Origin of the sequence: Enterovibrio norvegicus DSM 15893, from assembly GCF_900115495.1 — a bacterium.
GTDB classification, from domain to species: Bacteria; Pseudomonadota; Gammaproteobacteria; order Enterobacterales; family Vibrionaceae; genus Enterovibrio; species Enterovibrio norvegicus.
In genome coordinates this window covers 67,400-92,726 of sequence record NZ_FOWR01000010.1, presented here as the reverse complement: position 1 = coordinate 92,726, position 25,327 = coordinate 67,400, and the positions used below count along the sequence as shown (strand labels likewise).

The window sequence follows — 25,327 nt, the reverse complement described above, 5'->3', positions numbered from 1 at the left end:
GCGAATGATGGTGGTGGGAGAAGGATTCGAACCTTCGAAGGCGGAGCCGTCAGATTTACAGTCTGATCCCTTTGGCCACTCGGGAATCCCACCACAAGTGCGGGGCGCATATTATCAAACACGTCCGTGCTGTAAAGTATTTTCTCTAAAATACGATGCGTTTGCTGGTTTTTTCAACGCCATGACGAAAAGGCGAGCGAAGTGGTCAAATTTCTTTCCAATCTCGTAAGTTAATACATTCTGTCGATAGCAAAAACTTCCATGGATTTACATTTCTTTACCGCACGTAAAAGGTGCATCGAGTAGACTATGGCGAGTTGTTCTTCTTGGTTTATAAAATGAAAACAAAAGCCCTTATCACTGCCCTTGTTGTTATTGGTGCTGCCAGCGTCTTTGTTTGGCAAAAAAACTCCGAAGCGGCGGGTCAACCGTCTGGAAAACCGTCACGTCCTGCGATTGCGGTTGCGACGTCACAAGTGGAAGCCCACCCGGTTTCCCGCAGCCTTTCTTTGATTGGTAACCTCAAATCTGAACACTCTGTGGTAATTGCACCGGAAGTGGGTGGAAAGATTTCAGCAATCTACGTCAATGCGGGTGAACAAGTGGAAGAGGGCGCATCGCTTTTGACACTGGATACCGCAAAATCACAAGCGGCATTGGCCGAAGCGCAAGCCTTCCATAAAGACGAACTGCGTAAACTGCGCGAATACTCCAAACTGGTTCAGCGCGGCGCGTTAACCAAAACAGAGTTGGACGCGCAACAGGCAAGTGTTGATGTGGCGAAAGCCCGTCTGGATGCTGCTACCGCTGACTTCAACGACCATCATATTAAAGCACCATTTTCTGGCACCGTTGGCTTAGTCGATATTACTCGTGGGCAGCTGGTTTCTTCTGGTGAAGCGTTGTTGAACCTCGATGATCTTTCGTTGATGCAACTCGACATCAATGTGCCAGAGCAATACTTCAGCGATCTGAACAAAGACATCAAGGTCACGGCACGTTCGAAGGCGTGGCGTGACCAAGTGTTTAACGGCCAACTGACCGCGGTGGATTCGCGCGTCAACAATGACACGCTAAACCTTCGTGCTCGCATTAACATCGATAACCAAGCGGGCTTGCTGCGCCCTGGCATGATGATGGAAGCCTTGTTGGATTTCGCGCCACAGATTTCGTCAGTGATCCCTGTTCAAGCCATCGAGTATTCAGGCACGAAGCGCTTTGTTTACCTTGTCGGCGATGATGGCATTGCCAAGCGTACCGAAGTGAAATTGGGCGCGCGCGTCGATAACAAAGTCACCGTTGAAAATGGTCTAGCACTTGGTGATCGCATTGTTGTGCAAGGCCTTGTCAGCATGCGAGATGGCACAAAAGTGAATGATCTCACCGCAGCGAAAAGCGCAGAAAGCGGCGAGGGCAAATAAATGTGGCTCTCGGATGTCTCCGTTAAGCGACCGGTTGTCGCGATTGTTCTGAGTTTGCTGCTCTGTGTGTTCGGTATTGTGTCTTTTGAAAAATTGGCCGTGCGTGAATACCCAGATATTGATAGCCCTGTCGTCTCGGTGATGACCCGATATGCGGGTGCGTCAGCCAGCATCATGGAAAGCCAAATTACCCAAGCGCTCGAAGATGAACTGTCTGGCATCAGTGGGATTGAAGAAATCACCTCTGTGAGCCGCAACGGCATGTCTCGCATTACCGTTGAGTTCGATATCGATTGGGATCTCACCGAAGGCGTGAGTGATGTACGAGACGCGGTTGCCCGTGCGCAGCGTCGTTTGCCTGATGAAGCCGATGAACCGGTTGTGTCTAAATCTAATGGTTCAGGCGAAGCGTCTATCTACATCAACCTTGCCTCACCCGAAATGGACCGTACACAGCTCACTGAATACGCACAGCGCGTGTTGGAAGACAAATTCAGCCTGCTGACGGGCGTGAGTTCCGTTGAGCTTTATGGTGCGCTTTACAAAGTCATGTACGTGCGTCTCGATCCTGTCTTGATGGCAGGCCGTGGTGTGACGACAGATGACATTACGTCATCTTTGCGTCGTGAAAACTTGGAAAGTCCGGGTGGTGAAATCCGTAACGACATCACCAAGATGACGGTGCGTACAAAACGCTTGTACCAATCACCAGAAGATTTCGAATACCTTGTGGTGCGAACAGCGTCAGACGGCAGTCCGATTTACTTGCGTGATGTGGCAGATGTTTATATCGGTTCACAGAACGAAAATGCGACCTATAAAAACAACGGCGTCAACAACCTAAGCCTCGGCATTGTGGCGCAATCCGATGCGAACCCATTGGATGTTGCCGTCGGCGTGCGAGCGCTGGTGGAAGAGTTCCAACCGTTCCTGCCTGCGGGCGCAAGCTTGTGGGTGGATTACGACTCAACCGTGTTTATCGAGCGTTCGATTGACGAGGTTTACAGCACCTTGTTTGTCACTGGTGCGCTGGTGGTTCTGATCCTCTACATCTTTATTGGTCAGGCGCGAGCAACGTTGATCCCAGCGATCACTGTGCCCGTGTCTTTGGTGTCGGCATTCATCACCGCGTACTTCTTTGGTTTTTCGATCAACTTGCTGACCTTGATGGCGCTGATTCTGGCTATTGGTTTGGTGGTGGATGACGCCATCGTGGTGGTCGAGAACATGTTCCACCATATTGAAAAAGGCGACACGCCGCTGGTGGCAGCCTACAACGGCACGCGTGAAGTGGGCTTTGCAGTTGTGGCAACCACCGCTGTGCTGGTCATGGTGTTCCTGCCGATTTCTTTCATGGATGGCATGATCGGCAAACTCTTTACTGAGTTCGCAGTGTTGTTGGCGATGGCGGTGATTTTCTCATCCGTGATCGCGCTGACCCTGACCCCTGTAATGGGTAGCAAAATCCTGAAAGCCAACGTGAAACGCGGCAAATTCAACATCATGGTTGATAACTTTTTCAGCCGATTTGAAAACAGTTACCGCAATGCGTTGACCCTGGCTCTCCGTGCCCGTTTCGTTGCACCCATCGTGATTGCAGCCTGTTTGGGAGGGAGCTACTTCTTGATGAAAGCACTGCCCGCACAGCTTGTTCCGCAAGAAGACCGCGGTGTGTTGATGGCGTTTGTCAAAGGCGCAGAAGGCACGGCCTACAACCGCATGGTGGGCAACATGGAGCAAGTGGAACAGCGCTTGTTGCCATTGGTCGAAGAAGGGCTTCTTACGTCGATCAGCTTACAAGCCCCAGCATTTGGCGGCATGGCGGGAGACCAAACAGGCTTCGTGATCATGCAGCTAGAAGATTGGGACAACCGTGATCAATCCGCAGAACAAGTGCTAGGCCGAGTGCGTCAGGCATTGGGTGGCATTCCAGATATCTTCGTTCGTGCTTTCTTGCCGGGTTTCCGTGGCGGTTCGAGCGAGCCAGTCCAATTCGTGTTGGGCGGCCCTGATTACGACGAGCTGAACAAATGGGCGCAAGTGCTGTTGGACGAAGCGAAAGCCTCGCCCATTTTGCAAGGTGCGGATCTGGATTACGCAGAAACCACGCCAGAGTTGGTGGTGAACATTGACCGCCAGCGTGCGGCTGAATTGGGGATCAGTGTGGATGAAGTGTCTAACACCATGGAAGTGATGTTAGGCGGCCGCACTGAAACCACCTTTATCGATCGCGGTGAAGAGTTTGATGTTTACCTGCGTGGTGATGAATCGCGCTTCAACAGCAAAGACGACATCAGCCAAATCTACATGCGTACCCGCACCGGCGAATTGGTCAGTTTGGATACCTTGGCAGAAGTGGAAGAGGTCGCGTCTTCGCAAAGCCTTCGTCACTTCAACAAGCAAAAAGCCATCACGCTGAAAGCGAACTTGGGTGCAGGTTACACCTTGGGTGATGCGCTAACGCTGCTTGATGCGAAAGCCATTGAATTGCTGCCAGCGGATATCTCAATCAGCTATGCAGGGGAATCCGCAGACTTTAAAGACAACCAAAGCAGCATTCTGATTGTGTTTGGTTTGGCCTTGCTGGTGGCGTATTTGGTGCTGGCTGCACAGTTCGAAAGCTTCGTGAACCCCTTGGTGGTCATGCTGACCGTGCCGATGGGGATCTTCGGTGGTTTCGTGGGCTTGTGGATGACAGATCAAGGTCTGAACATTTACTCGCAGATCGGCATGATCATGTTGATCGGTATGGTGACCAAGAATGGCATCTTGATTGTTGAGTTCGCCAACCAGTTGCGTGACCGTGGTGAAGCGTTTGAGCAAGCCATTATCGATGCGTCTGTTCGTCGTCTTCGTCCTATCATGATGACCGCGTTCACCACCATCATTGGTGCCTTGCCGCTGATCTTCTCGACAGGTGCTGGCTATGAAAGCCGTGTTGCCGTAGGTACGGTTATTTTTGCGGGCATGACCTTCGCAACAGCGGTAACACTGTTCGTTATCCCTGCGATGTACCGTCTGCTGTCTGTGAAGACCCATTCACCGGGCTTCGTTGAAGCGCAGTTGAATGCAGAGCTTGAGCAGATCAAACCGCACCGCACCAGTCATGGGGATTTTTAAAAGCAGGTCCTAGGAAAACAAGGTTCTAGGAAAACAAGGTCCTAGGAAAACAAGCTCATAGGTTCCTGGGAAAAGCAGATTCAAGTCTCTAGAAAGATCAAAAGCCAGCAGAGATGCTGGCTTTTTTGTGTCTGCGGTAACGCACCGGTTGGGGGAGTTATCTCTAATTCGAAGGAAATTTTTGCTTATGGTGCAACACACGCATGACGCGGATGTGTGAGCCATCAATCCAATAGGACACGATCATCGAAACCTCAGGAATGATGAGAAGCCTTCCCTGAATACCGTCTCGCTGAACGCCCATTAAAGGCTGATCCAATAGGTTTTCGACCTTTTCCTCGATCAGTTCGTCGGTTTTCTCGGCCGCATCGGGGTTGAAGTCATAAAGGAATTCGAAAATCTTTTCGCGATCGTTAAGAGATTCTTCTTCCCAAAATATCATTGGCGACCCCGTTGACGAATTTTTGCTTTTCGTTCTGCCATCCGCGTTTTGGCTGTGTCATGTTCTATAAAAACTGCCTCGTTTGCGTCGAGTTTATCGAAAGCATGGTTTACTTGTTCTGTTAACCAAGCGTCATGAGACAAGGCCTTTCGTTGCTGTTCTGCCAATTGTTCCGTCAGCTCGCGGCATGCATCACTCAGTGTTCTGCCTTGGCTCTCAGCCATTTGCTGTGCCAAGCGCTTGGTCTCTTCATTGACACGAAATTGAATGCGAGTATCCATTTTAGGCTCCTGATACGATGTGTGTACAAATGTTAGCACTGGCGATCATTGCTATCAACTCTGCTTGATGTGAGTGAAGCGCGTATCTCACCCACCTTTCAACTTTCGCATTTTCCTTTTCTTCCCTTGCCCTGATTGTTATGTTCTTACCCATAACAACAGTTTTGCTTTCAAAAACGCATTTAAAGGATAAAAGCCATGTCGGACAAATTGACGCAACAACAGCAGGATGAACTCGATGCAGCCACGTTTCGCCGTTTTTTGTCGCACCTCGACAACAACAAAGACGTGCAGAACATTGATCTGATGATCCTTGCGGATTTCTGCCGTAACTGCCTTGGCAAATGGTACAAAGCCGAAGCGGATCAACGTGGCATTGACGTGAGTGATGACGACGCGCGTGAGCGCGTTTACGGCATGTCTTATGCAGACTGGAAAGCCAATCATCAGCTTCCAGCGACCGACGAGCAGATGGCGGCGTTTAAAAAGCGTCAAGATGCCAAAGCAGGCAAATAAGCGTTAACCGATGCATGAAAATGTCGTCGAATGAATAAAAGAAAAGCGCCGAACGGCGCTTTTTTTATGCGTGTTGCGCCTCGAGAATGGTTTCTCGAAGGTAGCGCACTGCACTGGGTTTTATCAGCCTTGGAAACGTTACCGCCAGTGCTTTGAGCTTTGGCAGGATTTTCGAGCCACAAAACGGCTTGGTAGGCTGACGCCAAAAGTAGTTTTGCACCGCTGATGGGTTGGGGTAAAACGCCACAAACGGTTTGGCTGTCGTGATGACAGGTGCATCATAATCTCTGGCGGCTAACGCGATGGCGCTCATAACTGCCGCATGTTGATCACTGCTGAGCGGGTACATGGCGCTTGGGTATCTTTCTCTCGCGCTGTGATTTGAGGTGCAAGAATGCGTGGAAAGGTGCACGCGAGCGATATCTTCCAGAGAAATGATCTTTTCATTGAACGCAAAGAACGCCGCTTCTACGTACTTTCCATCATGAGATTTTACAAAGCCTTGTTCGACGTTTGACACGCCGTTAAGCGCATTAAACACGGCTTCCATACACCAATAACAGGTGCCACTTACCGCAATGTACATGTTTCCTCCTCGTTAGGCCTACAAGAGAAGAACCGAGGTTTTCACCTTTGCATTTCATCAAATGCTAAAAAAGGCAGCCAAGCTGCCTTTTTACCTGTGTCCAATACCTGTGTATCGACTTAATGACGTTTACTGTCTAGCGACGCCATCACGTTATCTTTGTCGTTGATGTAGCTGTCTAGGCCTTTTTGGCGAAGGTCACAGGCAGGGCAATCACCACAGCCGCTTCCAATTACGCCGTTGTAGCAAGTGAGGGTGTTATCGCGAACATACTCAAGCTTACCGAATGTATCTGCCAGCGCCCACGTTTCTGCTTTGTTGAGCCACATCAAAGGGGTACGCAGCTCTAGCTCGCGATCCATGCCGAGTACCAGGGCTTTGTTCATTGCTTGCACGAAATCATTGCGACAATCTGGGTAGCCCGAAAAATCGGTTTCGCACACGCCCGTAATCACGGTTTCTGCACCCAATTGATACGCGTAAATGCCTGATAGTGTCAGGAACAAAATATTGCGCCCAGGCACGAAGGAGTTCGGTAAGCCGTTTTCCTGTAACTCATGAGAGACAGGAATGTTGTCGCGCGTCAGTGAACTGATCGCCAGTTCATTGAGCAAGCTGACATCCATCACCTTGTGCGAGGTTGCGCCGAGTGCTTTCGCGACATCTGCAGCCACTTCGATTTCTTGCTTATGGCGCTGACCATAATCAAAGGTAATACAATGCACTTCGTCAAACTCAGACAATGCTTGGATCAGACACGTGGTTGAATCCTGCCCGCCACTAAAGACAACAACCGCTTTTTTCATGGGTAACCCTTTCACTGATATCTAAATGCGTTCTATGGGCGAAGTGTAACGCAGAAGCGAAAGCAGCTCTATGCAGGGCGATGCTTTTCCTTATTTGGAAGACACATCCAAAAAGTAGTGGAAATAGGTGGTGTCTTTCACATAGCCCAGCGATTCATAGAGTTTTTGTGCGCCGATGTTATCGGGTGCAGTTTCTAATGCGAGCCCATTTGCACCGGTTTCAATCGCGAGGGTTTTGGCGGCGTTTAATAGGGCTTTCCCCATGCCTTTACCTCGCTCGGCATCGAGAACAAACACATCGTTCAGCACCCAACTGCGCTGTGCCGACACCGACGAGAAGGTCGGATAAAGTTGGGTGAAACCCACGGCGTCACCGCGTTCGTTTCTGGCGATAAACACAACCGATTCGTTGTTAGAGAGGCGCTCTTGAATAAAGCGTGTGGCCAGTTCGATATCGTCAGGTTTGCCATAAAACACACGATATTGGTTAAACAGGTTGGCAATGGCGGGGATATCACGGGTTGTTGCTTGAATGATGTTCATCTTGTATGTCCTCCTTGACTGCAGGGTCCGTCTTTTCGTTACGATGTTTTTTCTAACTGCCATGTTCCGTTGCAGACCGCGTTAGTGACTTTCCAATCACCGTCGATGCGATCGTCATTTGCTGTGCCTGTGAAACGGTATCCCCATTTCTGGCTATCGGCGTACAAAGCCAGTTCGCCTGTGTCACTGACAAAGCCTTCTAAATAGGTGTTGTTGTACATGAGGCGAAGCGACACTTTCCCTTCTTTAATTGTCCCAATAATGCGGGTTTGCAGGCAGATATTATCGCCACTGATATCCGTGCGTTTTCCTTCCCATTCGCCATCAAACTGGTTTGATACGCTGAAAGGTGCAGTAACGGGTAACGGCGTATTGAGTGGGGCTCTGTCGGAGCCGAACATGTCTTCAACCATCATCATGAAGAAAAAAGCGGCGCTGGCGGCGATAAGGTACTTTTTCATTAGGAGAGTCCCAAGCTAAAAATGAAGACAGTATCAAATTGAAATGATTGAGAAATATAACATGGGGCGACCCATGAAATGTGCTGATGGCATGTTCTGCGTGAGAGGTGTGTCGAGAAACGCTTTAGAGTTTGATGATGCCTAGACTGATGGCTTTCGCAACGGCTTGTGGGCGATTAACCACATTGAGCTTTCGAAAGACATGAGAGAAATGAAACTTCACTGTGCGTTCGGACAAGGTAAGAATCGCGGCAATCTCCCAGTTACTTTTTCCTTCTTTGGCCCATGCGAGCACTTCTTTCTCTCTTTTGGTGAGCTTTGGCGCGGAAGCGGTTTGACGATTGAAGTTACCTAAGCGGTTAAACATCTCGTGGATGTGCGGCGCAAGGTATTCCAAATGAGGGGTAAAATGTGTTGATTGCTTTTCAGCGTCGAGTGCCAGCGAAATAATGGTGAGGCCGCAGTCGCCAGCGACCTGAATAGATAAACCATCTCGCCCTAAATGCTTTTTGTAGCCATTACTGAAATTATCGCACTGCGAAAGGGGTTCGCAATCACGCCAAGACACCGCATGGTTAACGTGTTGAATGCGTTTAAGAACCGGATCGACGCGCCAGTACTCGAGGTGCTGATAGGCCTCCACCCAGCTCAATGGCGTATTCTTTCTCAATACTTGTGTACTCGATGTAAGAGAGAAAGCTTCACGATGATCGAGCGAAAGCATGGCGGAAGAATAAGGGATTACGTTCTGTAGACTATCTAGAACTTGATGCGTGTTGTCATTGTCGCTGTTAGAGGTAATACAGAGCTGAGAAATGTCCATCAGTTGCAATAAGGTTTTCTTGTTCGCATCCATGCTTACAACCGACCATTTAAAAGCGAGTGAGGTCCCAGCATATCCTTTTTCGTTGACCTGCCGTTTTGCGGAATGGTTTGTTTTTGAGTTACTTATCAATTTGTTATGCAATAATTATCAATTGCAACGATGTTGGTTTGATGGGGGCGTACTCGTTGCTAGTCAAGCCGAGCTTGTGGTGATTGTTTATAAAAGATAAACGGGCGGAGCAACAGAAAACAGTCGTCGTTTTAAATCAGATTTTTGAATTCAAAAACCGGCTGTTGACTGAAGGATTGAGGCCGCACTCCCGATGTGGCATGGGGAGACACATCGCGTAAAAAACGCGATAGCTCGGTGTCTAATTTTACTTGTTCGCTGATATTCAGCTTCCCATCTTTGAAGGCGTCATAAAAGCTTCCCAAGCTATACGAACCGACGACCTTTGCGCCTTGCAAGGGGAGGATTTTTTCCATGATGCTAAGGTTTGTAGCGCCACCGCTTTTATTGCGAGATGTGCTCATGATCAAAACGGGCTTATTGCCGAAAAGCGCGACTTCATTCTTACAGGCACATGCAAGCCAATCGAGTAAGTTTTTGAATGCGGCGGGCATGAGACCGTTATGTTCAGGGGTGGCAATAATATAGCCATCATAGTCGCGAATAGTGCTTTTGATCCCCGAGAGGCGATCAGGAAAACCCAATACACGTTGATTGTCTTCGTTGTAGAAAGGCAACAAAACGTAGCGCATATCCAGAGAATCGACGGCAATCCCTTTAATGTCTGATGTCGCGACCTCTAGCAGGCTTCGATTGATGGATAGTTCGTGACTACTCGCAGAAATGGCTAGTATTTTTTTCACGTCACAGCACATGTCAGGGAAAAGAATGACGCCCATCATAGTGTGTACCTGATAAATAACCACCTGTCCGCTCGTACAGGTGACATTGTTGATGTGCTATGCATTTTTTGGTGCGTGATGAAAACGAGAGAGCCCCCAAGGAAAGTACTGACTCATCAACGAAGGCTCGATTGGCTTGTGTTCCTTATTGACACAACAAAGGGCGCCATGAGTGCGCCCTTAATAAGATGACATGTGGATGGGATTAAACGCTGTATTTCTGCAGCGCTTCCAGCGTTGGCGTGATATCGCCGATGTTGGCTTTTATCCATTCATCGTTGTAGTAGCTGTCGAGGTAACGCTCGCCGCTATCGCAAAGCAATGTAACGAGGGAGCCGCGTTCGCCGCGTGCTTTCATCTCTTCAGCAAGCATCAGCACACCCATCAAGTTTGTTCCCGTTGAAGGGCCCGCTTTACGGCCAATAATGCTTTCAAGCCAGTGCGTCACAGCCACACTGTCAGCGTCTGCGATGGTTTCCATACGGTCAATCACGCCCGGAATGAAGCTTGGCTCAACGCGAGGACGGCCAATGCCTTCGATTTTACTGCCGCGATCCAGCGTTAAGGTTTTGTCGCCTGTTTTAAAGTAATCGTGGAAGACTGAATTTTCAGGATCGACCGCCATCAACTGTGTTGGGTGGCAGCGGTAACGAATAAAACGACCAATGGTTGCAGAGGTGCCGCCAGTGCCTGGGCTCATCACAATCCAACTTGGGATCGCGTAACGCTCGTACTTCATTTGCTCAAAAATGCTATTAGCAATGTTGTTATTGCTACGCCAGTCAGTGGCTCGCTCTGCGTAAGTGAACTGATCCATATAATGGCCGTTCAGCGCTTCGGCAAGGCGGTGTGATTCCGCGTAAATCTCATCAGAGCGCTCAACGAAGTGGGCTTCACCCCCGTAGAATTGGATCTGCTCGATTTTCTTTTTCGACGTGGTTTTTGGAACCACAGCGATAAAACGTAAACCCAACAGGCGCGCAAAATAGGCTTCAGAAATGGCGGTACTACCTGATGAAGATTCGATAATGGTGGTGTCTTGGTTGATCCAACCATTACACAGGGCATACAAGAAAAGAGAACGCGCAAGACGGTGCTTCAAGCTGCCTGTTGGATGCGTGCTTTCATCCTTCAAGTAGATATCGATATCATTGAAGTAGGGGATATCGAGCTTGATCAAATGGGTATCTGCAGAGCGCTGAACATCTGCTTCGATTTTACGGATGGCATCGCAGACCCAGTGGGACGGAGTGGCACAGCAAGGGGCGTCAGTCATTATTGGCAGTTCTCTTTGTTTTAATCGGTATAGGTAAACTTTAACTGCTTGTTCAGAGTATTGTTTTTCCATTTTGGTCGTAATATTCGATTGCGGTAGAAAAATATTCTACAATTGTCGCTCAGGTAAAAATAATTTCTCTCTTTGGCAGTTTGGTGAAACGATGACTGCTTAAATGGGCAAGAAGAGTAGTATATTGATGACTGTCACATTAGATAAAGTTGATCGCCAATTATTAGACTGTTTACAGCGAGACGCATCGCTGTCATTGGCTGATCTCGCAGAACATGTCAATCTCACGACCACGCCATGTTGGAAGCGATTGAAACGCCTCGAAGAAAGTGGTGTGTTGCGTAAGCGTGTGGCACTGCTTGATCCTGAAACGTTAGGCTTGTCCTTTACCGCGTTTGTGCACATCAAAACCTCTAACCACTCCGAAACTTGGTATCGTGCATTTGTGGATGCTGTGACGCCATTTCCCGAGGTGATGGAGTGCTACCGTATGGCGGGCGAATACGATTACATGATGAAGGTACAAGTGGCAGACATGGCTGCGTATGACCGTTTCTACAAGAAGCTGGTGAACAGCATCGAAGGGTTAACCAATGTGACGTCAACGTTCGCCATGGAGCCGTTGAAATACACCACGGCATTGCCGCTCGCTTAATGCGCGAAAAGTTTTTGTGCGTGAAAGGTTTTGTGCGCGAACGGTTTGCCCAGAACCCGATAAAAAATATAAAAACAAAGGATACCTGTCTCTGAATAACCACGCGCCTCAAAGCGCCAGGGGAGGAAGCAGGCAGGTTAAGGAAAGTGAATGCGAATATTCGTCGAACTCAGTTGGTATTTTCGACAGCAGTGGAAGCGCTATGCCGGCGCAATTGGCTTTCTCATGCTGGTGTCCCTGTTTGAATTGATCCCGCCTAAAGCCATTGGTTGGCTGGTGGATGGGGTAATGGCCGGCGATGTTAGCCGTAACACATTGCTGACCGCATTGGGTGGGATTGCCGCATTATGGGGGCTGGTGTACGTGTTACGCGTGGTGTGGCGTGTGTGGTTATTTGGTGCAGCCGCAGAGCTTGGCACTGTGCTGCGTGACAAACTGTATCGACACTTTACAACACATTCGCCGCGCTTCTTTGAGCGCTATCGCACCGGCGATCTCATGGCGCGTACCACCAATGATGTGAAAGCCGTGGTGATGACGGCAGGTGAAGGCGTGCTCACTGCCGCAGACTCCGCCATCATGGGGCTGGCCGTGTTGGTTGTGATGACGACCACCATCAGTTGGGAGCTGACCATCCTCGCGTTACTGCCTATGCCTGTTATGGCGATTCTGGTGAACCGATTCGGCACACAGCTGCACCATCGTTTCTCTGCCTCGCAAGCCGCGTTTTCGTCGTTGTCTGATGAAACCCAATCGTCGCTCAACGGTATCCGTATGATCCGTGCGTTTGGTTTAGAACAACAGCAAATCGAGCGTTTCAACGCCGTGGCAGATGACACCGGCGAAAAGAACATGGACGTCGCCAAAGTCGATGCCATGTTTGATCCGGTTATCTATCTCACCATTGGCGCGTCTTTTTTCTGTTCGATCAGTGGTGGCGGTTATTTGGTGGCAACGGGCGCGATGACCCTCGGCGAACTCACCGCATTTACCTTGTACCAAGGCTTGATGATTTGGCCGATGCTGGCGATCGCATGGCTGTTCAACATTATCGAACGTGGCTCAGCCGCGTGGATACGCATTAAAGAACTCTTGAACGAAACCCCTGATTTGGTGGATGGCGAAAAAGACTTGCCAGTAGAACGTGAAACCCTGTCTGTCGCGATTGACCAGTTCACTTGGCGTGGTCAAGCGGTGCCCGCGCTGCGAGATGTACACCTTGATTTACCCCCAGGAAAAATGCTCGGCATTGCAGGGCCGGTGGGCAGCGGGAAATCGACGTTATTGAGCTTGTTGCTGCGCTTTGAAGATCCCATCCAAGGCTTTGTGTCATACGGCGGCATCTACTTACCAGACTTTCGTTTGGGCGAGTGGCGCGCCAAAATGGCCGTTGTCACTCAAACCCCGTTCCTGTTTTCCCGCAGCATTGCTGACAACATAGCCCTAGGAAAGCCTGATGCCACACGCGAAGAGATCCGCACTGCCGCCGCGCTTGCATGTATTGATGACGACATTATGCAGTTTCCTGAAGGTTACGAGACGCAAGTGGGCGAGAAAGGCATTACCTTGTCGGGCGGGCAGAAGCAGCGTATTTCCATTGCGCGCGCACTCTTGCTCGATGCCGAAGTGCTGATTCTGGATGATGCTTTATCCGCCGTCGACGGCCGCACAGAGCACCACATACTGAAAAACCTGCATGACCGTGCCCAGCATCAAACCACGGTCGTGATTGCGCATCGGTTGTCGGCACTTGAAGCGGCGGATGAAATCATCGTGCTACAAAAAGGCCACATCGAAGAACGGGGCACCCATGCAGAGCTGTTGGATGCCAACGGATGGTACGCAGAAATGCAGCACTACCAACAACTCGAACAAGCATTGGAGGAGGCGTAATGAATAAGCGTGAGATACTAAAACGCCTGCTGAACTACTTGTTCGAAGACAAAAAAGGCTTTGCAATTGCCGCCGTGTTCTTGCTGATTGCGGCGGCGGCAGACGTGAGCGGCCCGTGGTTGATTCGCATCTTCCTTGATGATTATGTCTCGAAAGATCACTACCCCGCTATGATGTTGTGGGCGCTGGCGATTGGCTATATCACGGTCACGATATTGTCGGGTTTTCTGCATTACGCCTATGGCATTCGTTTCAGCCGCATCGCCGTGAGTATTGTGCAAACCATCCGCAAAAAGGTGTATGCCAGCATCATTAATCAGCCCTTGTCTGCGTTTGATTATGTGCCCGCGGGTAAGCTGGTTTCCCGCGTGACTAACGACACCGAATCGCTCAAAGAGCTTTATGTGCAGGTGGTGGCGAGCTTTTTGCAAAGCTTGGCACTGATTACCGCCATGCTCACCGCCATGTATTTGCTCAGTCCGACGCTGACTCTTGTGGTGGCTATTTTGCTGCCGTCTGTCGTGTTGGTCATGTACTACTACCAACGCCGATCATCCGATCCTTACCGCGAATCCCGTGATTTGCTGACCGATATCAACGGCGTGATGAGTGAGTCGATTCAAGGCATGAGCCTGATTCAATTGATGGGGCAAGAACAGCGTTTCTCTGAACGCTTTGCTTCGCTGAACGAACGCCACCTTGGCGCAGAAGTGCGCATCGTTAAAATCAACGGCATCTTTCTGCGCCCTTTGATTGATTTGCTTTCCGGCATCGCGCTGGTGTCTTTGGTCGCTATTTTTGGTTGGCAAGGCCATGAAGTGATTGGTGTCGGTGTGCTGTATGCCTTTATCAGTTATCTCGGCCGCGTGACAGAACCCTTGATCGAACTGATGCAGCGTTTGTCGTTGTTGCAACAAGCCATCATGGCTGGCGAGCGTTTGTTTGAATTGATGGATGCGAAACAGCACCAATACGGCGAGGATGACGCGCCCATTGCGCGCGGTGATATCAATGTCTCGGACGTGAATTTCAGTTACGACGGCACAACGCCTGTGCTGAACAACATTTCTGTGTCCGTGAAAGAGGGCGGTTTTCTTGCTTTGGTTGGGCACACAGGCAGCGGGAAAAGCACGCTGGCTTCCTTGCTCATGGGCTTTTATCCCCCAAGCTCAGGAGAGATACAGTTAGGCGGTCGCCCCATTGCCTCGCTCAGTCAAAACGCTCTGCGTAATGGCATTGCCTTGGTGCAACAAGACCCCCATGTGCTTCCGTCATCGTTTCGCGACAACGTCACACTGGGGCGAAATGTGTCAGACGAGGCAGTGTGGGACGCGCTCTTTTTGGTCGACATGGCCGATTACGTGCGTGAATTACCCAACGCGTTAAATACGTTACTGGGCACGGGCGATGTCAGCTTGTCCGCAGGTCAAAAGCAGCTGCTCGCGTTAGCGCGAGTGCTGGTGGATAAACCGCGCATCCTGATCCTTGATGAAGCGACAGCGAACATTGATTCCGGCACCGAAGAGCGCGTGCAACAAGCGCTGTCAGCTCTTCGCCATACCATGACCATTGTCGTGATTGCGCATCGCCTTTCTACCATCGCAGATGCAGACAACATCATGGTACTGCACCGAGGGCATGTGGAAGAACAAGGCACGCATCAAGCGCTACTCGCACAGCAAGGTCGTTATTGGCAGATGTATCAATTGCAGAAAACCCGGGCGCATTTGAAGGAGTTGGAAGAACAGGCGCGAGATTAGAGAGTGCGAGTGTGGGGGAGAGCAGGAAGAGCAGGACCTAGGACCTAGGAAGAGCAGGTAGAGCAGGAAGAGCAGAAAGAGCGGGTAGAGCAGATAGAGCGAAGAAAATGCTTGAAGTTGGGTTGGGGTGAACGGATTCTAGAAAACTCGAAACTCGAAACTCGAAACTCGAAACTCGAAACTCGAAACTCGAAACTCGAAACTCGAAACTCGAAACTCGAAACTCGAAACTCGAAACTCGAAACTCGAAACTCGAAACTCGACAAACACAGGGGACGCTGTGGGTATGAATGAAGGTAAGGTCATTGATGTTTGGCACGCTGCGCCAATGCACGCAGGCACCGTCTTTGTTGTGCCGGATGGTTGCCGTGATGTGATTGTTACAGGTAACAACTTTGGTGTTGTCGATGTTCATGTCTCTCCACTTTTTCACACTACCCTCGCCATTGATATTCAGCCGCATCAACAGCTCACGGGTTATCGGTTACAAGCGGGTACAGTGTTGGACGAAGACGCGTTGCTCGCCGCGTTAGCGGCAGATGAACATGATGTGGAAGGAAAAATAGCCACGTTTGCCTCAAGCAATGGGAACCTTACCGAAGCCTTGTCTTGCATGAGCCAACGCTTGGGCAGCGTGGCGAGTATTGCCGCTGAACTTGGCGTTAGTGAGCGAACCCTCCAGCGCCATGTTCAGCAACACAGTGGTAAGTCTCCGCTATTTTGGCTGAGATTGGCGCGAATCAGGCAAAGCGCGTTGGCGCTTGTTACTGGTAACAGCCTAGACAACACGCCGCGCTTGAGTGTGTGTGATATCGCCTTTGAGTTTGGTTTTTCCGATCAAGCCCACTTCTGTCGAGAGATAAAACACTGGTTCGGCGTGACGCCGGAGCAACTGAAAAACCGCCAAGATCTGATTGATCAACTTTACCAAGCAGGTTACTAACGCCTTCTTTGACGTGGTGGTTATTGCGTCTGAATTGGCGAGCAAATCTCGACCAAAAAACCATTGAGATCTTTCACATAGGCCGTTGTTTGTCCCCACGGCATATGTTCAACATCCTGCACCAATACTGCGCCTGCTGCGGTCGCTTTATTGAGTGACTTTTCCACCTCCTCCGTTTCAAATGCGATTTCAAAACAGGGTGCGCTTCCATCACCGCGCGATGGGTTTTTCCCCAATTGCGCCATCAATGCCAATGAAGAAAAAGAGAGTGTGGTGTCGCCAGAAGACAGTTCGCCGTAATCCCCACTTTCATGCAGCATTGCGGTTTTCATGCCAAAAGCGTTTTCGTAGAAAGCGAGCGTTGCCGCGACATCTTCCACGTACAAAATCGTGTATTTGAATTTCATGTTGAATCCTCTTCTAAGGGTTAAACACCAAAGTAACGCACACCGAAAAATAGGTATTGAAGATTCCCGACAGCATTTTGCAAGGCGGGCTTTGAGTGCTGAAACGAACGGGCAAAGCCCCTGTGAAAGACAAGAGAACTCAAGGTGAAAACTATCAATAAGTTACATCATGCTGCGAGCCATAACCGTAAGTCATCGAATTGAAATATAGATTCACACAAAACGTCATGGTTCAGTCACTTAACCTTCATTTTTTACGTCTAGTTTTGCCTCATCGAAACATAAGTAAGCAAAACACTCATTTAATAAGGACGTTAGAAAATGAAAAAGGCAGCACTTGCTTCAGCAATTCTTTGTGCGTTGGTATCAGCACCGACCTTGGCAGCAACCGTCTATGATGCCGATGGCACCACGCTGAAAGTTGGCGGTCGTGCGGAAGCGCGTTTCAATGTTTCAGACAACAACGAAAGCACTGAAAATAGCTCATTCAAAGATAAATCTCGTGCTCGTGTAAACCTGAAAGGTAAAACCGAAATTTCTGACGACTTTTACGGTTTTGGTAAGTACGAAGCTGAACTTTCTGATGCAGATAGCTTGAAAAACCGTTACTTCTTCGCGGGCTTCGGTATCTCTGCGGGTGAGTTTTCTTATGGCAAGCAAGACTCTGCTCAGGTTCAACTTACTGACATCACTGATGTAATGGCGACCTTCGGCGGTGACGCGGCAGACGTGGTTTCTGGAAACAAAGACAAGCGCGACAACAACTTCGTTTATGCGGGTGAGTTTAGCGACCTAACACTGCAAGCAAACTACATTGCCGCTGATGAAAAAGACGCAGACAGCATCGGTATCTCAGCGCTGTATAACTTTGGTACTTTTGCGCTAGGTGCTGGCTATGTGACGCAAGACGCGGGCACTGACAGCGATGACCAAGTTAACCTAGCGGCTCAGTTCAAAATTGACGCGTTTACCTTGGGTGCACTTTACACCATGGCGTCAAAGAGCAATGTAGATTACACCGGCTACGAAGTGTCTGCACAGTACAAAGCAAGCAAGAAACTGGCACTCGTTGGTGTGTACAACTTTGGTGAGTTCGACAACACCACCACAGAAGAAGCAAACAACTTTGCACTTGAAGCGGTTTACAAATTCAACGGTCACCTACGTACTTACGCAGGTTACAAATTTGAAGGCGTAACAGGCGAAGAAGACCAACTGCAAGCGGGTATCCGTTACGATTTCTAATCGCTAGTTCTCCTTTTAAAACTCCTCGAAAACAGCAAAGGCCAGTCTCCCTACTGGCCTTTTTTCGATCTCATATTTTGGCTTTGGCTTTGGCTTTGGCTTTGGCTCTGTTCTTGATCCCCTCAACGTTTCAAGGGGAGGGCGAGGGAGGGGTATTGCGCTAAGCGCGTTTTGTCGTGCTGCTGCGCATCAAGCCTTCTTGCACTGCAGAGGCCACCAATTCCCCTTTTTGGTTAAAGATTTCACCGCGCACAATGCCACGAGAACCGCTGGCTGACGGGCTGTCAATCACGAACAGCAGCCACTCATCCATGCGAAATTCACGGTGATACCACATGGAATGATCAATGGTTGCCACCTTCAATCCTGGTGTCATCAAACTCACGCCATGCGGTTGCAATGCCGTGGTCAAGAAACCCCAGTCTGATGCGTATGCCAATACATACTGATGAATGCGGAAATCGTCCGACATTTTGCCGTTCGCGCGGATCCAAAGGTACTGCTTTGGTTCAACAATATGTGGTGTGAGCGGGTTAATCACATGAACAGGGCGAACCTCGATAGGGCGCTCACCACCGAAGGTTTCAATCACCTTCTTCGGCAAATGCTCAGCGATTTCATCCACCAAGGCTTTTTCAGATTTCAATGTTTCAGGGCCAACCACATCCGGCATGGTCGATTGGTGCTCAAAACCCGGCTCGTGTTCCTGATACGATGCCGTGAGATAGAAAATCGGCTTACCAAATTGAATCGCCTTCACACGACGGGTGCTAAAACTCACGCCATCACGCAAGGTTTCGACATCATAAACAATCGGCTTTTCAGGGTTTCCAGGGCGAAGAAAATAGCTGTGGAAAGAATGCACAAAACGATCGCTGCTGACCGTACCCGTTGAAGCAGAAAGTGCCTGACCAATTACTTGGCCGCCATACACCTGCGGCAAACCCAAGTTTTCGCTTTGTCCGCGATACAAGCCTTCTTCGATCTGCTCGAGTTTCAGAAGGGACAGTAATTCGTCCAGTTTATCGCTCATAAATCCCCTAACGCGTTGTTTGCGAAGCAATTGACAGAAAAATGACAGAACTTTCTCAATTTACCGATAATTTCGAACTTTTCCAGAGGTTATGCTCTCTAACGCAACGCAGTGCTGATTAACAGAGTGTGATCTTAAATCCACAATTTAGACAGGGTTGCGTTCAAGCGCGTGTTACACTGTTGTTAGCACTGTCATTATTGGTTGTTTTGTTGGAGTTTGTACCATGAAAAAGGTGTTTTTTGGTTTCTTTGCAGCGTTAATCGCACTCGCGTTTACGGCATGCAGTGACATCATGGCAGAACAAGATATGGCAACCGTTGATGGCGAGGTGTTCTACCTCCAACGTATCGCATTACCAGACAATGCTAAATTGACCGTGACATTGGCAGACGTCTCGCTTGCAGACGCCCCAATGGAAGTGATTAGCAGCCAATCCTATGTGACAGAAGGCAAGCAAGTGCCACTGCCATTTAGCCTAAGCTACTCACCAAGCGAAATTAAGCCGGGTCATACTTATAACGTCAGCGCACGCATTGAAGTGAATGGCGAATTGGTGTTCATCAGCGACACTGCGCACTCAGTGATTAATGACCCAGCGGCGACACAGAACATCAAGGTTCAAGTGGTTAGCGCAGCGCGTTAATCCGACGTGACAACTGCCAGCAACTGCTAGGCAGGGTCACCATCCCATTTGAAACGGCGCAACGAAATTGCGCCGTTTTCTTTTACCTCAACCCCATCCTCTAACAGCAATTCGCGCTGATCGATAAAACGCGCACCCTTCAGCGAAATCATGCCTTTACCGTTGACCACGCGAAACCACGGCAAGCGACTTTCCTTCGGCAATCGCCCTAAAAGCTTTCCAACGTGACGCGCATGACGGGGGAACCCCGCAATTTTTGCGACATCACCGTAAGTTGTTACTTTTCCTTTCGGGATCTGCACGAGCACCGCATAGATTTGATCATCAAAATTGGGCATATTGGATTGAGATAACACAACATTAAGAAAACAGACAGTCCCCATCATAGCGCAAACAAAAATACCCAGTAGCATGATTTAACCATGGTTAACCCCAAGCAACTGAACACAACAGCGCTGACATAAAACCACCAACAAAAGGGGACTGGGTAATACAACGCATTTAGGGAATCGCTGGTCTCAACCAGCAAAATATCGACATACAAGCGCAAGGAGGTGCAGCTATGTGGTATTCAACAATGTTAATGGTCACCGCTGCCGTGACCGTCATCGGCGCCGCTTTTTCACTCGCCATCACCAACGGTGATATTCCGTTGTTGGCCTATGTCATCCCCGCACTTTTCCTCATCGGTAACGGTGGCGCAGCCGTGTGGTTACTTGTGATTGGCCTTGTAGGGTTCGGCGCCATGGTGCCCCTGCAGCCCGTCGCCATCTCTCTCAGCTTGTGGATGATATTACCTGCCCTTGTTCTCATGACAGGCGAGCGACGTAACTGGCAAGTGTCGATCCTTGTTGTGTCTGTGGTTATCGCCATGGAGTGCGGTATACTCGCACTGCAAGGAGATGAGAAGCTCGGCGGCTCAATGCGCTACACCTTGATGCAAATCTTCTGTGTCGTCCTTGTGTGGCTATCTGCGTACTTCTGGAAACCTGTTACCAAAATCAGCTGGTGGCCCGCCGCCTTGATCGTAGGCTTGCTCGCGGGTGGATTGCCCCAAGGCGCCATGCTCGCGTTTTGTGGCAGCGTGTTGGTGCTATCACTGCAAGAGCTACAACGCATCAGCGACGGTAACCGCGGCGACAAGCTCACCGTGATTTTACCCGCCATTGGTTTTGCCACCATCGTGGTGATCCCGCAATTCTCCGTGCCCAACCCCGTGTTCGTGGCGTGGCTGTTATCGCTGACCATTGCATGGCTGGGGGATTACCTGCTCAACGCAGAAAACGAAGAGGAAGAAGAGGAGTAGAGAGTAAGTCGCACGCTGAAATGGACGTAAGCGGACAAAATCTCAGCACTCACACCCTGAATGCCGGATAACCCCTTGCATTGGTGTCAGCCTTCTTACATAATGCGCCCGAACCGAAAGTTTCTTTTAAAAGAAAAGTTTGGTGTAACAAATCTATGGAGGCCCTATTGGTTCTCCCGCAACGCTATCTTGTGTAATGGGTCAGGTCCGGAAGGAAGCAGCCCCCGCTTGGGACGTGTGTGCCGGGATGTAGCTGGTAGGGCTTCCACCCAATCTAAGCGCCAAAAATTCCCCTCTTGCTTCACCCTTCCAACGTATTTCAATCACAAAAACAAACACCGTTTAAACACGTTCAAATCTCAGCCACGAAACCACACCTCATATCCAGCACCTGATCTCATCACTTTAAAACCGCATCGCTATTGCCTTAACGTCGCCCAACAATTCAGCAAATATATCTACACTAACATTGAAGAAGAACGCGCATTCCCAGAACAACAGGAAGGCAGTTGTGCACCTTGTGTTTGGTGGATGCATTCAAGCAAACCAAGAAGGAACGTAAGATGACAGACGGACAATGGGTATTTATTGGGTTTGGGCTTGTGTTGATAGCCGCTGCAGTCATTGTGCTCGTGCGTTCGACGAAGCAAAGAGGGGCCAGAGATCAGTGATGGCTTTTGATTCGTCGAATTTGCCTGAAGCGGTGTTTGTGGAAATGAAACAAGCCCCTGAATCTAGGTCTTGATAGCAAGCAGTGCGCCGAAAGCGACCAAGCCAATGCCGCATGCGTTTCATTCGCTTCTTACTAAATGTGCCTGTCCCAAGAAACTGCTATTTCGGTTCAAAGCGGTTGTTAAACCGGCGAGCAAAAAACGCACTTTTCCTCATTAAAAGTCATCACTTCTCTCTCACTCATTCACACCGAAAATACGCGTTGTTTTTGGCCGTTTAATCGTTAACCAGTCAGTTTTCCCTGCGATCAAAATCAAGTATCGCTTTATGCACTTCGTGGTACATTCCCGCCGAATAATGTAGACAGTGATGGCGTGTTGCGTGTCAGTAAGCGAAGGGCGGTAGCGTAAGTGGCTTTTGCCCCATTCGGTGTTGGCGAAAGCAACCGTCATAAACCTCTACCCACGGTTTCTAGATAGATTTTCTAATGACTATTCGTGAGGTGTAGAGATTCGACATTACAACGACTATAATCGCCCGCAATAATCCTACTGAATGCCCAAAATGAAAAAATCAATAAACCTGCTTTTAGCGCTCTATCTTCTTGTTCCTTCTTTTTCGTTTGCTGCCACCATTGATTTTGCTCCAGCCGAGAAGGTGATAAAGATGCAAGAAGAAACCCTCTCCGCCCGTATTGGTGTTGCTGTTTTGAATGTTGAAAGCGGAGCACTATATAGTTTTAGAGGTGACGAGCGCTTTCCATTGACTAGCACGTTTAAATCTATTGCCTGCGCAAAATTACTCTATGATGTTGATCAGAAAAGAACTGAACTAAACAATACAGTGGCGGTTAACAGCGATGACCTTGTTACTTATTCTCCAATACTAGAAGCATACGTCGAAAAGGAGATTACACTGGGCGATTCTTGCCAGGCCACGATGCTGACAAGTGATAACACAGCAGCAAATATTGTTATCGAGTCAGTCGGCGGTACAGAAAGTATTACAAGTTTTTTACGAGATATCGGCGATGTGAACACTCGTTTAGATCGTGTTGAACCAGAACTGAACGAAGCATTACCAGGCGATCCAAGGGATACGACAACACCTATTTCCATGACAAACACTTTAAATAAGTTGCTATTCGGAACGGTACTTTCTCAAGACAGTCGTGTGCAATTAATAGATTGGATGAAGAGAAATGAAGTAACGGGTAACTTACTGCGATCTGCATTACCTTCTGGCTGGGAAATAGGAGACCGCTCAGGTGCTGGTGGTTTCGGTGCGAGGAGTATTACTGCTGTAGTTTGGCGAGATAAACAGTCTCCGCTTATCGTTAGCATTTATGTCAGTCAGACTGATGCTTCAATGGATCAGCGAAATCTGGCAATAGTCGAAATCGGTAAATCGATTTTCGACCTCTTCACTGATAGCACGCAGCCATAGGTTATAGTCCTATCAGCCATAATCATAAACTCAGAGATTGGTTTTTGTTGTTGCCTATCTCTGTAGTAAAAAGACACTGAATCTGTTTACTTTAACAAACTTGATTTTTGCCCAAATCCAACTTATCCGAACCTAACGTTTTAGTGCTCTAGCTGTGATTGAGTGCTCTAACAGTAGCGATTGGTCTTCATCTAACTCGTTTATGCCCCATTTCGCGTTAGAGAAGGAAAATCCAACCAGTCTCACTTCAAGAGTTTTCGTTATGTTTTCAAATGCGAAACGAGAGGTAAGTGGAAACTATCTCATTGGATTTTCTTTTTCTTACTCTTTTGAGGTATTATTATATTAAATATAAAACAGATAGTTACGCTGAATCCCAGTATCGAGAGGATGAGTATAATTATAGAAACAACAGCTGCTGCGACGGCTGCATCTCTTGCCAATCTTATTCAAGAATGGTCAAAGCTTAGAGAGGCAAAGAAAGAGGAAGAGCTAAAGACACCTGAGTGGCAGCAGCTAGAAAAATCATACATAGAGCATCTAAAATGGCGTTTTGAATATCCCAAAAAAGTATTTGGCCAACAAATACTAGCCAATTGGATTATAACCTTTATTGTTCTTTCCCTTGTGGTATCGGGATTAGTATTTTCATTTATCCAACTTCAATATGCTATTACCTTAGGTGATATGTCAGTGTTAAGTTCTAATGTTAAAATAGAGACAGCCGGAAAAGTATCAATTAGTTCGTCGATATTAGGTGCTATAACATTAGTAATTTCACTTACTTTCTTTGCTCTATATTTGAAATGCGTTTTTCAAATCAAGCATACACACCCACCACATGTGAGTTTATCTGAAACTGATGCAGATTCAATTTTAAATAAAGTGAAGTCAAAAAAATCAGAACTTTCATCGGAAGCCATGAAAATCACAGGTATTAAAGTTGGGTAGCTATGGCTACCTCCGGTATTTAAAATAACACCTAAGTGTTGCAAATCCTCGTGAGTAGTTGGGGAGCCATGTAATTAGTTAGGCAAATTGGATGGAAAATGAGACCCGGTACAGTATCGAAAATCTTATGGCATTTCACAGGAGGCCCTCAATGGGACTCTGAATCAAATAAGCAGTTAAAAGAATTAAAGCCAGCCATGAATGGCTATGAAGCTATGAAATCCATTTTGTCTAGTGGAGAGCTTAGAACTGGGAATTATCATGAAATAGTGAAAGTAATCGTTCCTGAAAAACGTAAGTTCAATGACGAAACTATGTCTTTCGAATTGCTTAAAAATGTACCAGTGACAGTTAAATCAAATCCTGTTTGTTGTGTGGCTGATATACCACTCCAACATCTCGCTTATCATGCGCAGAGGTATGGTAAAATTGCTATTGGCTTCAGGAGAGAATCTATCATCAAAGCAGGTTTCAACCCTGTAATGTACACGATGGAAAACTCTTCACTATTAAATTCTATCTATACGGGCTACGATGCAATAGATGAGGTGGATCCCTCATGTATTGCAAATGAAATAGAGTCACTATCTAGAGATGTTGAACAAAAATTGGAAGAGCATAATATTGATGATTATGTTGACTTTTCAAGTCCAGAATATGAAATCAGTTACGCAGAAAAGGGGCATAAAAAACTTACGGGTAGTTACAGCAACTTCTTAGCCTACATTAAGACATTTGATGTAACAGAGTTTGACAGCATCTATTGTGAAAGAGAATGGAGGTCAACTCAGAATTTCAAATTTACAATTGATGACGTAGCAATGTTAATTTTACCTTCGGAGCAAGAAGGCTTCGAATTCTATGCTGACTTCTTGAGTAACTTTGATCTGCCTAGAAGAATTACGGTCGCTCGATGGGAAGATTTGGTGGAACACTAAATTTACCCAAAAACAACCATGGCTCATTAGCTAATCGATACATATACCCCATTTGATCATATTTTATCATTCCCACTTTTGGTGTGCTCCATGGTACCCTGATAAAAAATGTGGTTGCTAGATTCTGGTATTCATTAGATGTACGAGAAATCCCCACCAAAAAATGGGGGGGTATGAATGTCCCACTTTGGGAGCTAATGAATTGTTAGATTTTATTGACTTTTAACTGGT

General features: G+C 48.2%; 26 protein-coding genes, 1 tRNA gene and 1 other RNA gene. 14 read left to right on the top strand and 14 right to left on the bottom strand.

What is annotated here, in order from left to right:
* Positions 1-8: 8 nt before the first annotated feature.
* Positions 9-93, bottom strand: a tRNA-Tyr gene (locus tag BM082_RS08320).
* A 245-nt stretch (positions 94-338) separates the two neighbouring features.
* Here BM082_RS08320 and BM082_RS08315 point away from each other — a divergent pair.
* Together BM082_RS08315 and BM082_RS08310 are read left to right on the top strand one after the other, a co-directional pair.
* Positions 339-1,421, top strand: a complete 1,083-nt coding sequence (locus tag BM082_RS08315) for an efflux RND transporter periplasmic adaptor subunit (protein ID WP_026024730.1) — start codon at positions 339-341, stop codon at positions 1,419-1,421.
* Positions 1,422-4,541 (top strand): multidrug efflux RND transporter permease subunit, encoded by a 3,120-nt coding sequence (locus BM082_RS08310; protein WP_017011942.1) that lies wholly within the window; start codon positions 1,422-1,424, stop codon positions 4,539-4,541. It begins immediately after the preceding gene.
* A gap of 163 nt (positions 4,542-4,704) precedes the next feature.
* Here the strand turns inward: BM082_RS08310 and BM082_RS08305 are convergent, their stop codons facing one another.
* Both BM082_RS08305 and BM082_RS08300 read right to left on the bottom strand, forming a co-directional pair.
* On the bottom strand, positions 4,705-4,983 hold the full coding sequence (locus BM082_RS08305; RefSeq protein WP_074926548.1) for a type II toxin-antitoxin system RelE/ParE family toxin: 279 nt from the start codon (positions 4,981-4,983) through the stop codon (positions 4,705-4,707).
* Positions 4,980-5,264 (bottom strand): type II toxin-antitoxin system TacA family antitoxin, encoded by a 285-nt coding sequence (locus BM082_RS08300; protein WP_017012711.1) that lies wholly within the window; start codon positions 5,262-5,264, stop codon positions 4,980-4,982. Before BM082_RS08300 ends, BM082_RS08305 begins: the two co-directional genes overlap by 4 nt.
* Before the next feature lie 198 nt (positions 5,265-5,462).
* Between BM082_RS08300 and BM082_RS08295 the strand changes: the two genes are divergently transcribed.
* A complete protein-coding gene (locus BM082_RS08295) occupies positions 5,463-5,780 on the top strand; it encodes a DUF1244 domain-containing protein (RefSeq protein WP_074926545.1) in 318 nt (105 codons plus the stop codon).
* A gap of 64 nt (positions 5,781-5,844) precedes the next feature.
* On the opposite strand, the gene BM082_RS08290 is transcribed toward BM082_RS08295, so the two are convergent.
* From BM082_RS08290 to BM082_RS08255, 7 genes are all read right to left on the bottom strand, one after another.
* Positions 5,845-6,366: a peptide-methionine (S)-S-oxide reductase gene (locus BM082_RS08290; protein ID WP_074926542.1), complete on the bottom strand. Its 522-nt coding sequence runs from the start codon at positions 6,364-6,366 to the stop codon at positions 5,845-5,847.
* Between the two features lie 119 nt (positions 6,367-6,485).
* Positions 6,486-7,172 carry a 7-cyano-7-deazaguanine synthase QueC gene (gene queC, locus BM082_RS08285; RefSeq protein WP_017016744.1) on the bottom strand — a complete coding sequence of 229 codons (687 nt, stop codon included), beginning with the start codon at positions 7,170-7,172 and terminating at the stop codon, positions 6,486-6,488.
* A 90-nt stretch (positions 7,173-7,262) separates the two neighbouring features.
* The gene (locus BM082_RS08280) at positions 7,263-7,715 is read right to left on the bottom strand and encodes a GNAT family N-acetyltransferase (protein ID WP_017010430.1); all 453 of its coding nucleotides are present in this window, start codon (positions 7,713-7,715) and stop codon (positions 7,263-7,265) included.
* Positions 7,716-7,753: 38 nt separating this feature from the next.
* Positions 7,754-8,176, bottom strand: coding sequence for a hypothetical protein (locus BM082_RS08275; RefSeq protein WP_017010429.1), 423 nt, complete (start codon positions 8,174-8,176; stop codon positions 7,754-7,756).
* A 124-nt stretch (positions 8,177-8,300) separates the two neighbouring features.
* Positions 8,301-9,032 carry a helix-turn-helix transcriptional regulator gene (locus BM082_RS08270; protein ID WP_017010428.1) on the bottom strand — a complete coding sequence of 244 codons (732 nt, stop codon included), beginning with the start codon at positions 9,030-9,032 and terminating at the stop codon, positions 8,301-8,303.
* Between the two features lie 230 nt (positions 9,033-9,262).
* On the bottom strand, positions 9,263-9,913 hold the full coding sequence (locus BM082_RS08260; protein ID WP_017010426.1) for an NADPH-dependent FMN reductase: 651 nt from the start codon (positions 9,911-9,913) through the stop codon (positions 9,263-9,265).
* Positions 9,914-10,118: 205 nt separating this feature from the next.
* Positions 10,119-11,189 (bottom strand): PLP-dependent cysteine synthase family protein, encoded by a 1,071-nt coding sequence (locus BM082_RS08255; RefSeq protein WP_017010425.1) that lies wholly within the window; start codon positions 11,187-11,189, stop codon positions 10,119-10,121.
* Positions 11,190-11,388: 199 nt separating this feature from the next.
* On the opposite strand from BM082_RS08255, the gene BM082_RS08250 reads away from it, so the two are divergent.
* From BM082_RS08250 to BM082_RS08235, 4 genes are all read left to right on the top strand, one after another.
* Positions 11,389-11,856 carry an Lrp/AsnC family transcriptional regulator gene (locus BM082_RS08250; protein WP_017010424.1) on the top strand — a complete coding sequence of 156 codons (468 nt, stop codon included), beginning with the start codon at positions 11,389-11,391 and terminating at the stop codon, positions 11,854-11,856.
* Between the two features lie 150 nt (positions 11,857-12,006).
* Complete coding sequence (locus BM082_RS08245; protein ID WP_017012718.1) at positions 12,007-13,749, top strand: SmdA family multidrug ABC transporter permease/ATP-binding protein; 1,743 nt, start codon at positions 12,007-12,009, stop codon at positions 13,747-13,749.
* Positions 13,749-15,509 (top strand): ABC transporter transmembrane domain-containing protein, encoded by a 1,761-nt coding sequence (locus tag BM082_RS08240; protein WP_074926539.1) that lies wholly within the window; start codon positions 13,749-13,751, stop codon positions 15,507-15,509. The genes BM082_RS08245 and BM082_RS08240 overlap by 1 nt, the downstream gene beginning before the upstream one ends.
* Before the next feature lie 286 nt (positions 15,510-15,795).
* Positions 15,796-16,452 (top strand): helix-turn-helix domain-containing protein, encoded by a 657-nt coding sequence (locus tag BM082_RS08235; protein WP_017012720.1) that lies wholly within the window; start codon positions 15,796-15,798, stop codon positions 16,450-16,452.
* 20 nt (positions 16,453-16,472) lie between these two features.
* On the opposite strand, the gene BM082_RS08230 is transcribed toward BM082_RS08235, so the two are convergent.
* Positions 16,473-16,859 (bottom strand): VOC family protein, encoded by a 387-nt coding sequence (locus tag BM082_RS08230; protein ID WP_074926535.1) that lies wholly within the window; start codon positions 16,857-16,859, stop codon positions 16,473-16,475.
* Between the two features lie 321 nt (positions 16,860-17,180).
* On the opposite strand from BM082_RS08230, the gene BM082_RS08225 reads away from it, so the two are divergent.
* On the top strand, positions 17,181-18,104 hold the full coding sequence (locus BM082_RS08225) for a porin (RefSeq protein ID WP_017012722.1): 924 nt from the start codon (positions 17,181-17,183) through the stop codon (positions 18,102-18,104).
* Between the two features lie 160 nt (positions 18,105-18,264).
* Here BM082_RS08225 and tesB read toward each other — a convergent pair whose 3' ends face one another.
* Positions 18,265-19,137, bottom strand: a complete 873-nt coding sequence (gene tesB, locus BM082_RS08220; RefSeq protein WP_017010440.1) for an acyl-CoA thioesterase II — start codon at positions 19,135-19,137, stop codon at positions 18,265-18,267.
* Positions 19,138-19,363: 226 nt separating this feature from the next.
* On the opposite strand from tesB, the gene BM082_RS08215 reads away from it, so the two are divergent.
* On the top strand, positions 19,364-19,783 hold the full coding sequence (locus tag BM082_RS08215) for a YbaY family lipoprotein (RefSeq protein WP_017010439.1): 420 nt from the start codon (positions 19,364-19,366) through the stop codon (positions 19,781-19,783).
* A 26-nt stretch (positions 19,784-19,809) separates the two neighbouring features.
* Here the strand turns inward: BM082_RS08215 and BM082_RS08210 are convergent, their stop codons facing one another.
* Positions 19,810-20,121: an MGMT family protein gene (locus BM082_RS08210; protein ID WP_026024617.1), complete on the bottom strand. Its 312-nt coding sequence runs from the start codon at positions 20,119-20,121 to the stop codon at positions 19,810-19,812.
* 224 nt (positions 20,122-20,345) lie between these two features.
* On the opposite strand from BM082_RS08210, the gene BM082_RS08205 reads away from it, so the two are divergent.
* Together BM082_RS08205 and ffs are read left to right on the top strand one after the other, a co-directional pair.
* On the top strand, positions 20,346-21,089 hold the full coding sequence (locus BM082_RS08205; RefSeq protein ID WP_074926530.1) for a VP0952 family biofilm-associated protein: 744 nt from the start codon (positions 20,346-20,348) through the stop codon (positions 21,087-21,089).
* Positions 21,090-21,254: 165 nt separating this feature from the next.
* Positions 21,255-21,351: signal recognition particle sRNA small type (gene ffs / locus BM082_RS08200), an RNA gene on the top strand.
* A 646-nt stretch (positions 21,352-21,997) separates the two neighbouring features.
* Here the strand turns inward: ffs and BM082_RS24765 are convergent.
* The gene (locus BM082_RS24765; RefSeq protein ID WP_139218779.1) at positions 21,998-22,213 is read right to left on the bottom strand and encodes a hypothetical protein; all 216 of its coding nucleotides are present in this window, start codon (positions 22,211-22,213) and stop codon (positions 21,998-22,000) included.
* Between the two features lie 124 nt (positions 22,214-22,337).
* Here BM082_RS24765 and bla point away from each other — a divergent pair, with 124 nt between their 5' ends.
* From bla to BM082_RS08185, 3 genes are all read left to right on the top strand, one after another.
* Positions 22,338-23,207, top strand: a complete 870-nt coding sequence (gene bla, locus BM082_RS08195; protein ID WP_026024469.1) for a class A beta-lactamase — start codon at positions 22,338-22,340, stop codon at positions 23,205-23,207.
* A 390-nt stretch (positions 23,208-23,597) separates the two neighbouring features.
* On the top strand, positions 23,598-24,158 hold the full coding sequence (locus BM082_RS08190) for a hypothetical protein (RefSeq protein ID WP_074926525.1): 561 nt from the start codon (positions 23,598-23,600) through the stop codon (positions 24,156-24,158).
* Between the two features lie 98 nt (positions 24,159-24,256).
* The gene (locus tag BM082_RS08185) at positions 24,257-25,096 is read left to right on the top strand and encodes an abortive infection system antitoxin AbiGi family protein (RefSeq protein ID WP_074926522.1); all 840 of its coding nucleotides are present in this window, start codon (positions 24,257-24,259) and stop codon (positions 25,094-25,096) included.
* Positions 25,097-25,327 lie beyond the last annotated feature (231 nt).

What these genes read in the sequence shown, in the direction of transcription:
- BM082_RS08270 (WP_017010428.1), bottom strand. Translation starts at nt 9,032, where the DNA reads ATGGATGCGAACAAGAAAACCTTATTGCAACTGATGGACATTTCTCAG.
- BM082_RS08240 (WP_074926539.1), top strand. Translation starts at nt 13,749, where the DNA reads ATGAATAAGCGTGAGATACTAAAACGCCTGCTGAACTACTTGTTCGAA.
- BM082_RS08305 (WP_074926548.1), bottom strand. Translation starts at nt 4,983, where the DNA reads ATGATATTTTGGGAAGAAGAATCTCTTAACGATCGCGAAAAGATTTTC.
- BM082_RS08255 (WP_017010425.1), bottom strand. Translation starts at nt 11,189, where the DNA reads ATGACTGACGCCCCTTGCTGTGCCACTCCGTCCCACTGGGTCTGCGAT.
- BM082_RS24765 (WP_139218779.1), bottom strand. Translation starts at nt 22,213, where the DNA reads ATGACGGTTGCTTTCGCCAACACCGAATGGGGCAAAAGCCACTTACGC.
- BM082_RS08250 (WP_017010424.1), top strand. Translation starts at nt 11,389, where the DNA reads ATGACTGTCACATTAGATAAAGTTGATCGCCAATTATTAGACTGTTTA.
- BM082_RS08275 (WP_017010429.1), bottom strand. Translation starts at nt 8,176, where the DNA reads ATGAAAAAGTACCTTATCGCCGCCAGCGCCGCTTTTTTCTTCATGATG.
- BM082_RS08295 (WP_074926545.1), top strand. Translation starts at nt 5,463, where the DNA reads ATGTCGGACAAATTGACGCAACAACAGCAGGATGAACTCGATGCAGCC.
- BM082_RS08260 (WP_017010426.1), bottom strand. Translation starts at nt 9,913, where the DNA reads ATGATGGGCGTCATTCTTTTCCCTGACATGTGCTGTGACGTGAAAAAA.
- BM082_RS08230 (WP_074926535.1), bottom strand. Translation starts at nt 16,859, where the DNA reads ATGAAATTCAAATACACGATTTTGTACGTGGAAGATGTCGCGGCAACG.
- BM082_RS08280 (WP_017010430.1), bottom strand. Translation starts at nt 7,715, where the DNA reads ATGAACATCATTCAAGCAACAACCCGTGATATCCCCGCCATTGCCAAC.
- BM082_RS08310 (WP_017011942.1), top strand. Translation starts at nt 1,422, where the DNA reads ATGTGGCTCTCGGATGTCTCCGTTAAGCGACCGGTTGTCGCGATTGTT.
- BM082_RS08185 (WP_074926522.1), top strand. Translation starts at nt 24,257, where the DNA reads ATGAGACCCGGTACAGTATCGAAAATCTTATGGCATTTCACAGGAGGC.
- BM082_RS08205 (WP_074926530.1), top strand. Translation starts at nt 20,346, where the DNA reads ATGTGGTATTCAACAATGTTAATGGTCACCGCTGCCGTGACCGTCATC.
- tesB (WP_017010440.1), bottom strand. Translation starts at nt 19,137, where the DNA reads ATGAGCGATAAACTGGACGAATTACTGTCCCTTCTGAAACTCGAGCAG.
- BM082_RS08215 (WP_017010439.1), top strand. Translation starts at nt 19,364, where the DNA reads ATGAAAAAGGTGTTTTTTGGTTTCTTTGCAGCGTTAATCGCACTCGCG.
- BM082_RS08190 (WP_074926525.1), top strand. Translation starts at nt 23,598, where the DNA reads ATGAGTATAATTATAGAAACAACAGCTGCTGCGACGGCTGCATCTCTT.
- queC (WP_017016744.1), bottom strand. Translation starts at nt 7,172, where the DNA reads ATGAAAAAAGCGGTTGTTGTCTTTAGTGGCGGGCAGGATTCAACCACG.
- BM082_RS08315 (WP_026024730.1), top strand. Translation starts at nt 339, where the DNA reads ATGAAAACAAAAGCCCTTATCACTGCCCTTGTTGTTATTGGTGCTGCC.
- BM082_RS08245 (WP_017012718.1), top strand. Translation starts at nt 12,007, where the DNA reads ATGCGAATATTCGTCGAACTCAGTTGGTATTTTCGACAGCAGTGGAAG.
- BM082_RS08225 (WP_017012722.1), top strand. Translation starts at nt 17,181, where the DNA reads ATGAAAAAGGCAGCACTTGCTTCAGCAATTCTTTGTGCGTTGGTATCA.
- BM082_RS08290 (WP_074926542.1), bottom strand. Translation starts at nt 6,366, where the DNA reads ATGTACATTGCGGTAAGTGGCACCTGTTATTGGTGTATGGAAGCCGTG.
- BM082_RS08235 (WP_017012720.1), top strand. Translation starts at nt 15,796, where the DNA reads ATGAATGAAGGTAAGGTCATTGATGTTTGGCACGCTGCGCCAATGCAC.
- BM082_RS08300 (WP_017012711.1), bottom strand. Translation starts at nt 5,264, where the DNA reads ATGGATACTCGCATTCAATTTCGTGTCAATGAAGAGACCAAGCGCTTG.
- BM082_RS08210 (WP_026024617.1), bottom strand. Translation starts at nt 20,121, where the DNA reads ATGCCCAATTTTGATGATCAAATCTATGCGGTGCTCGTGCAGATCCCG.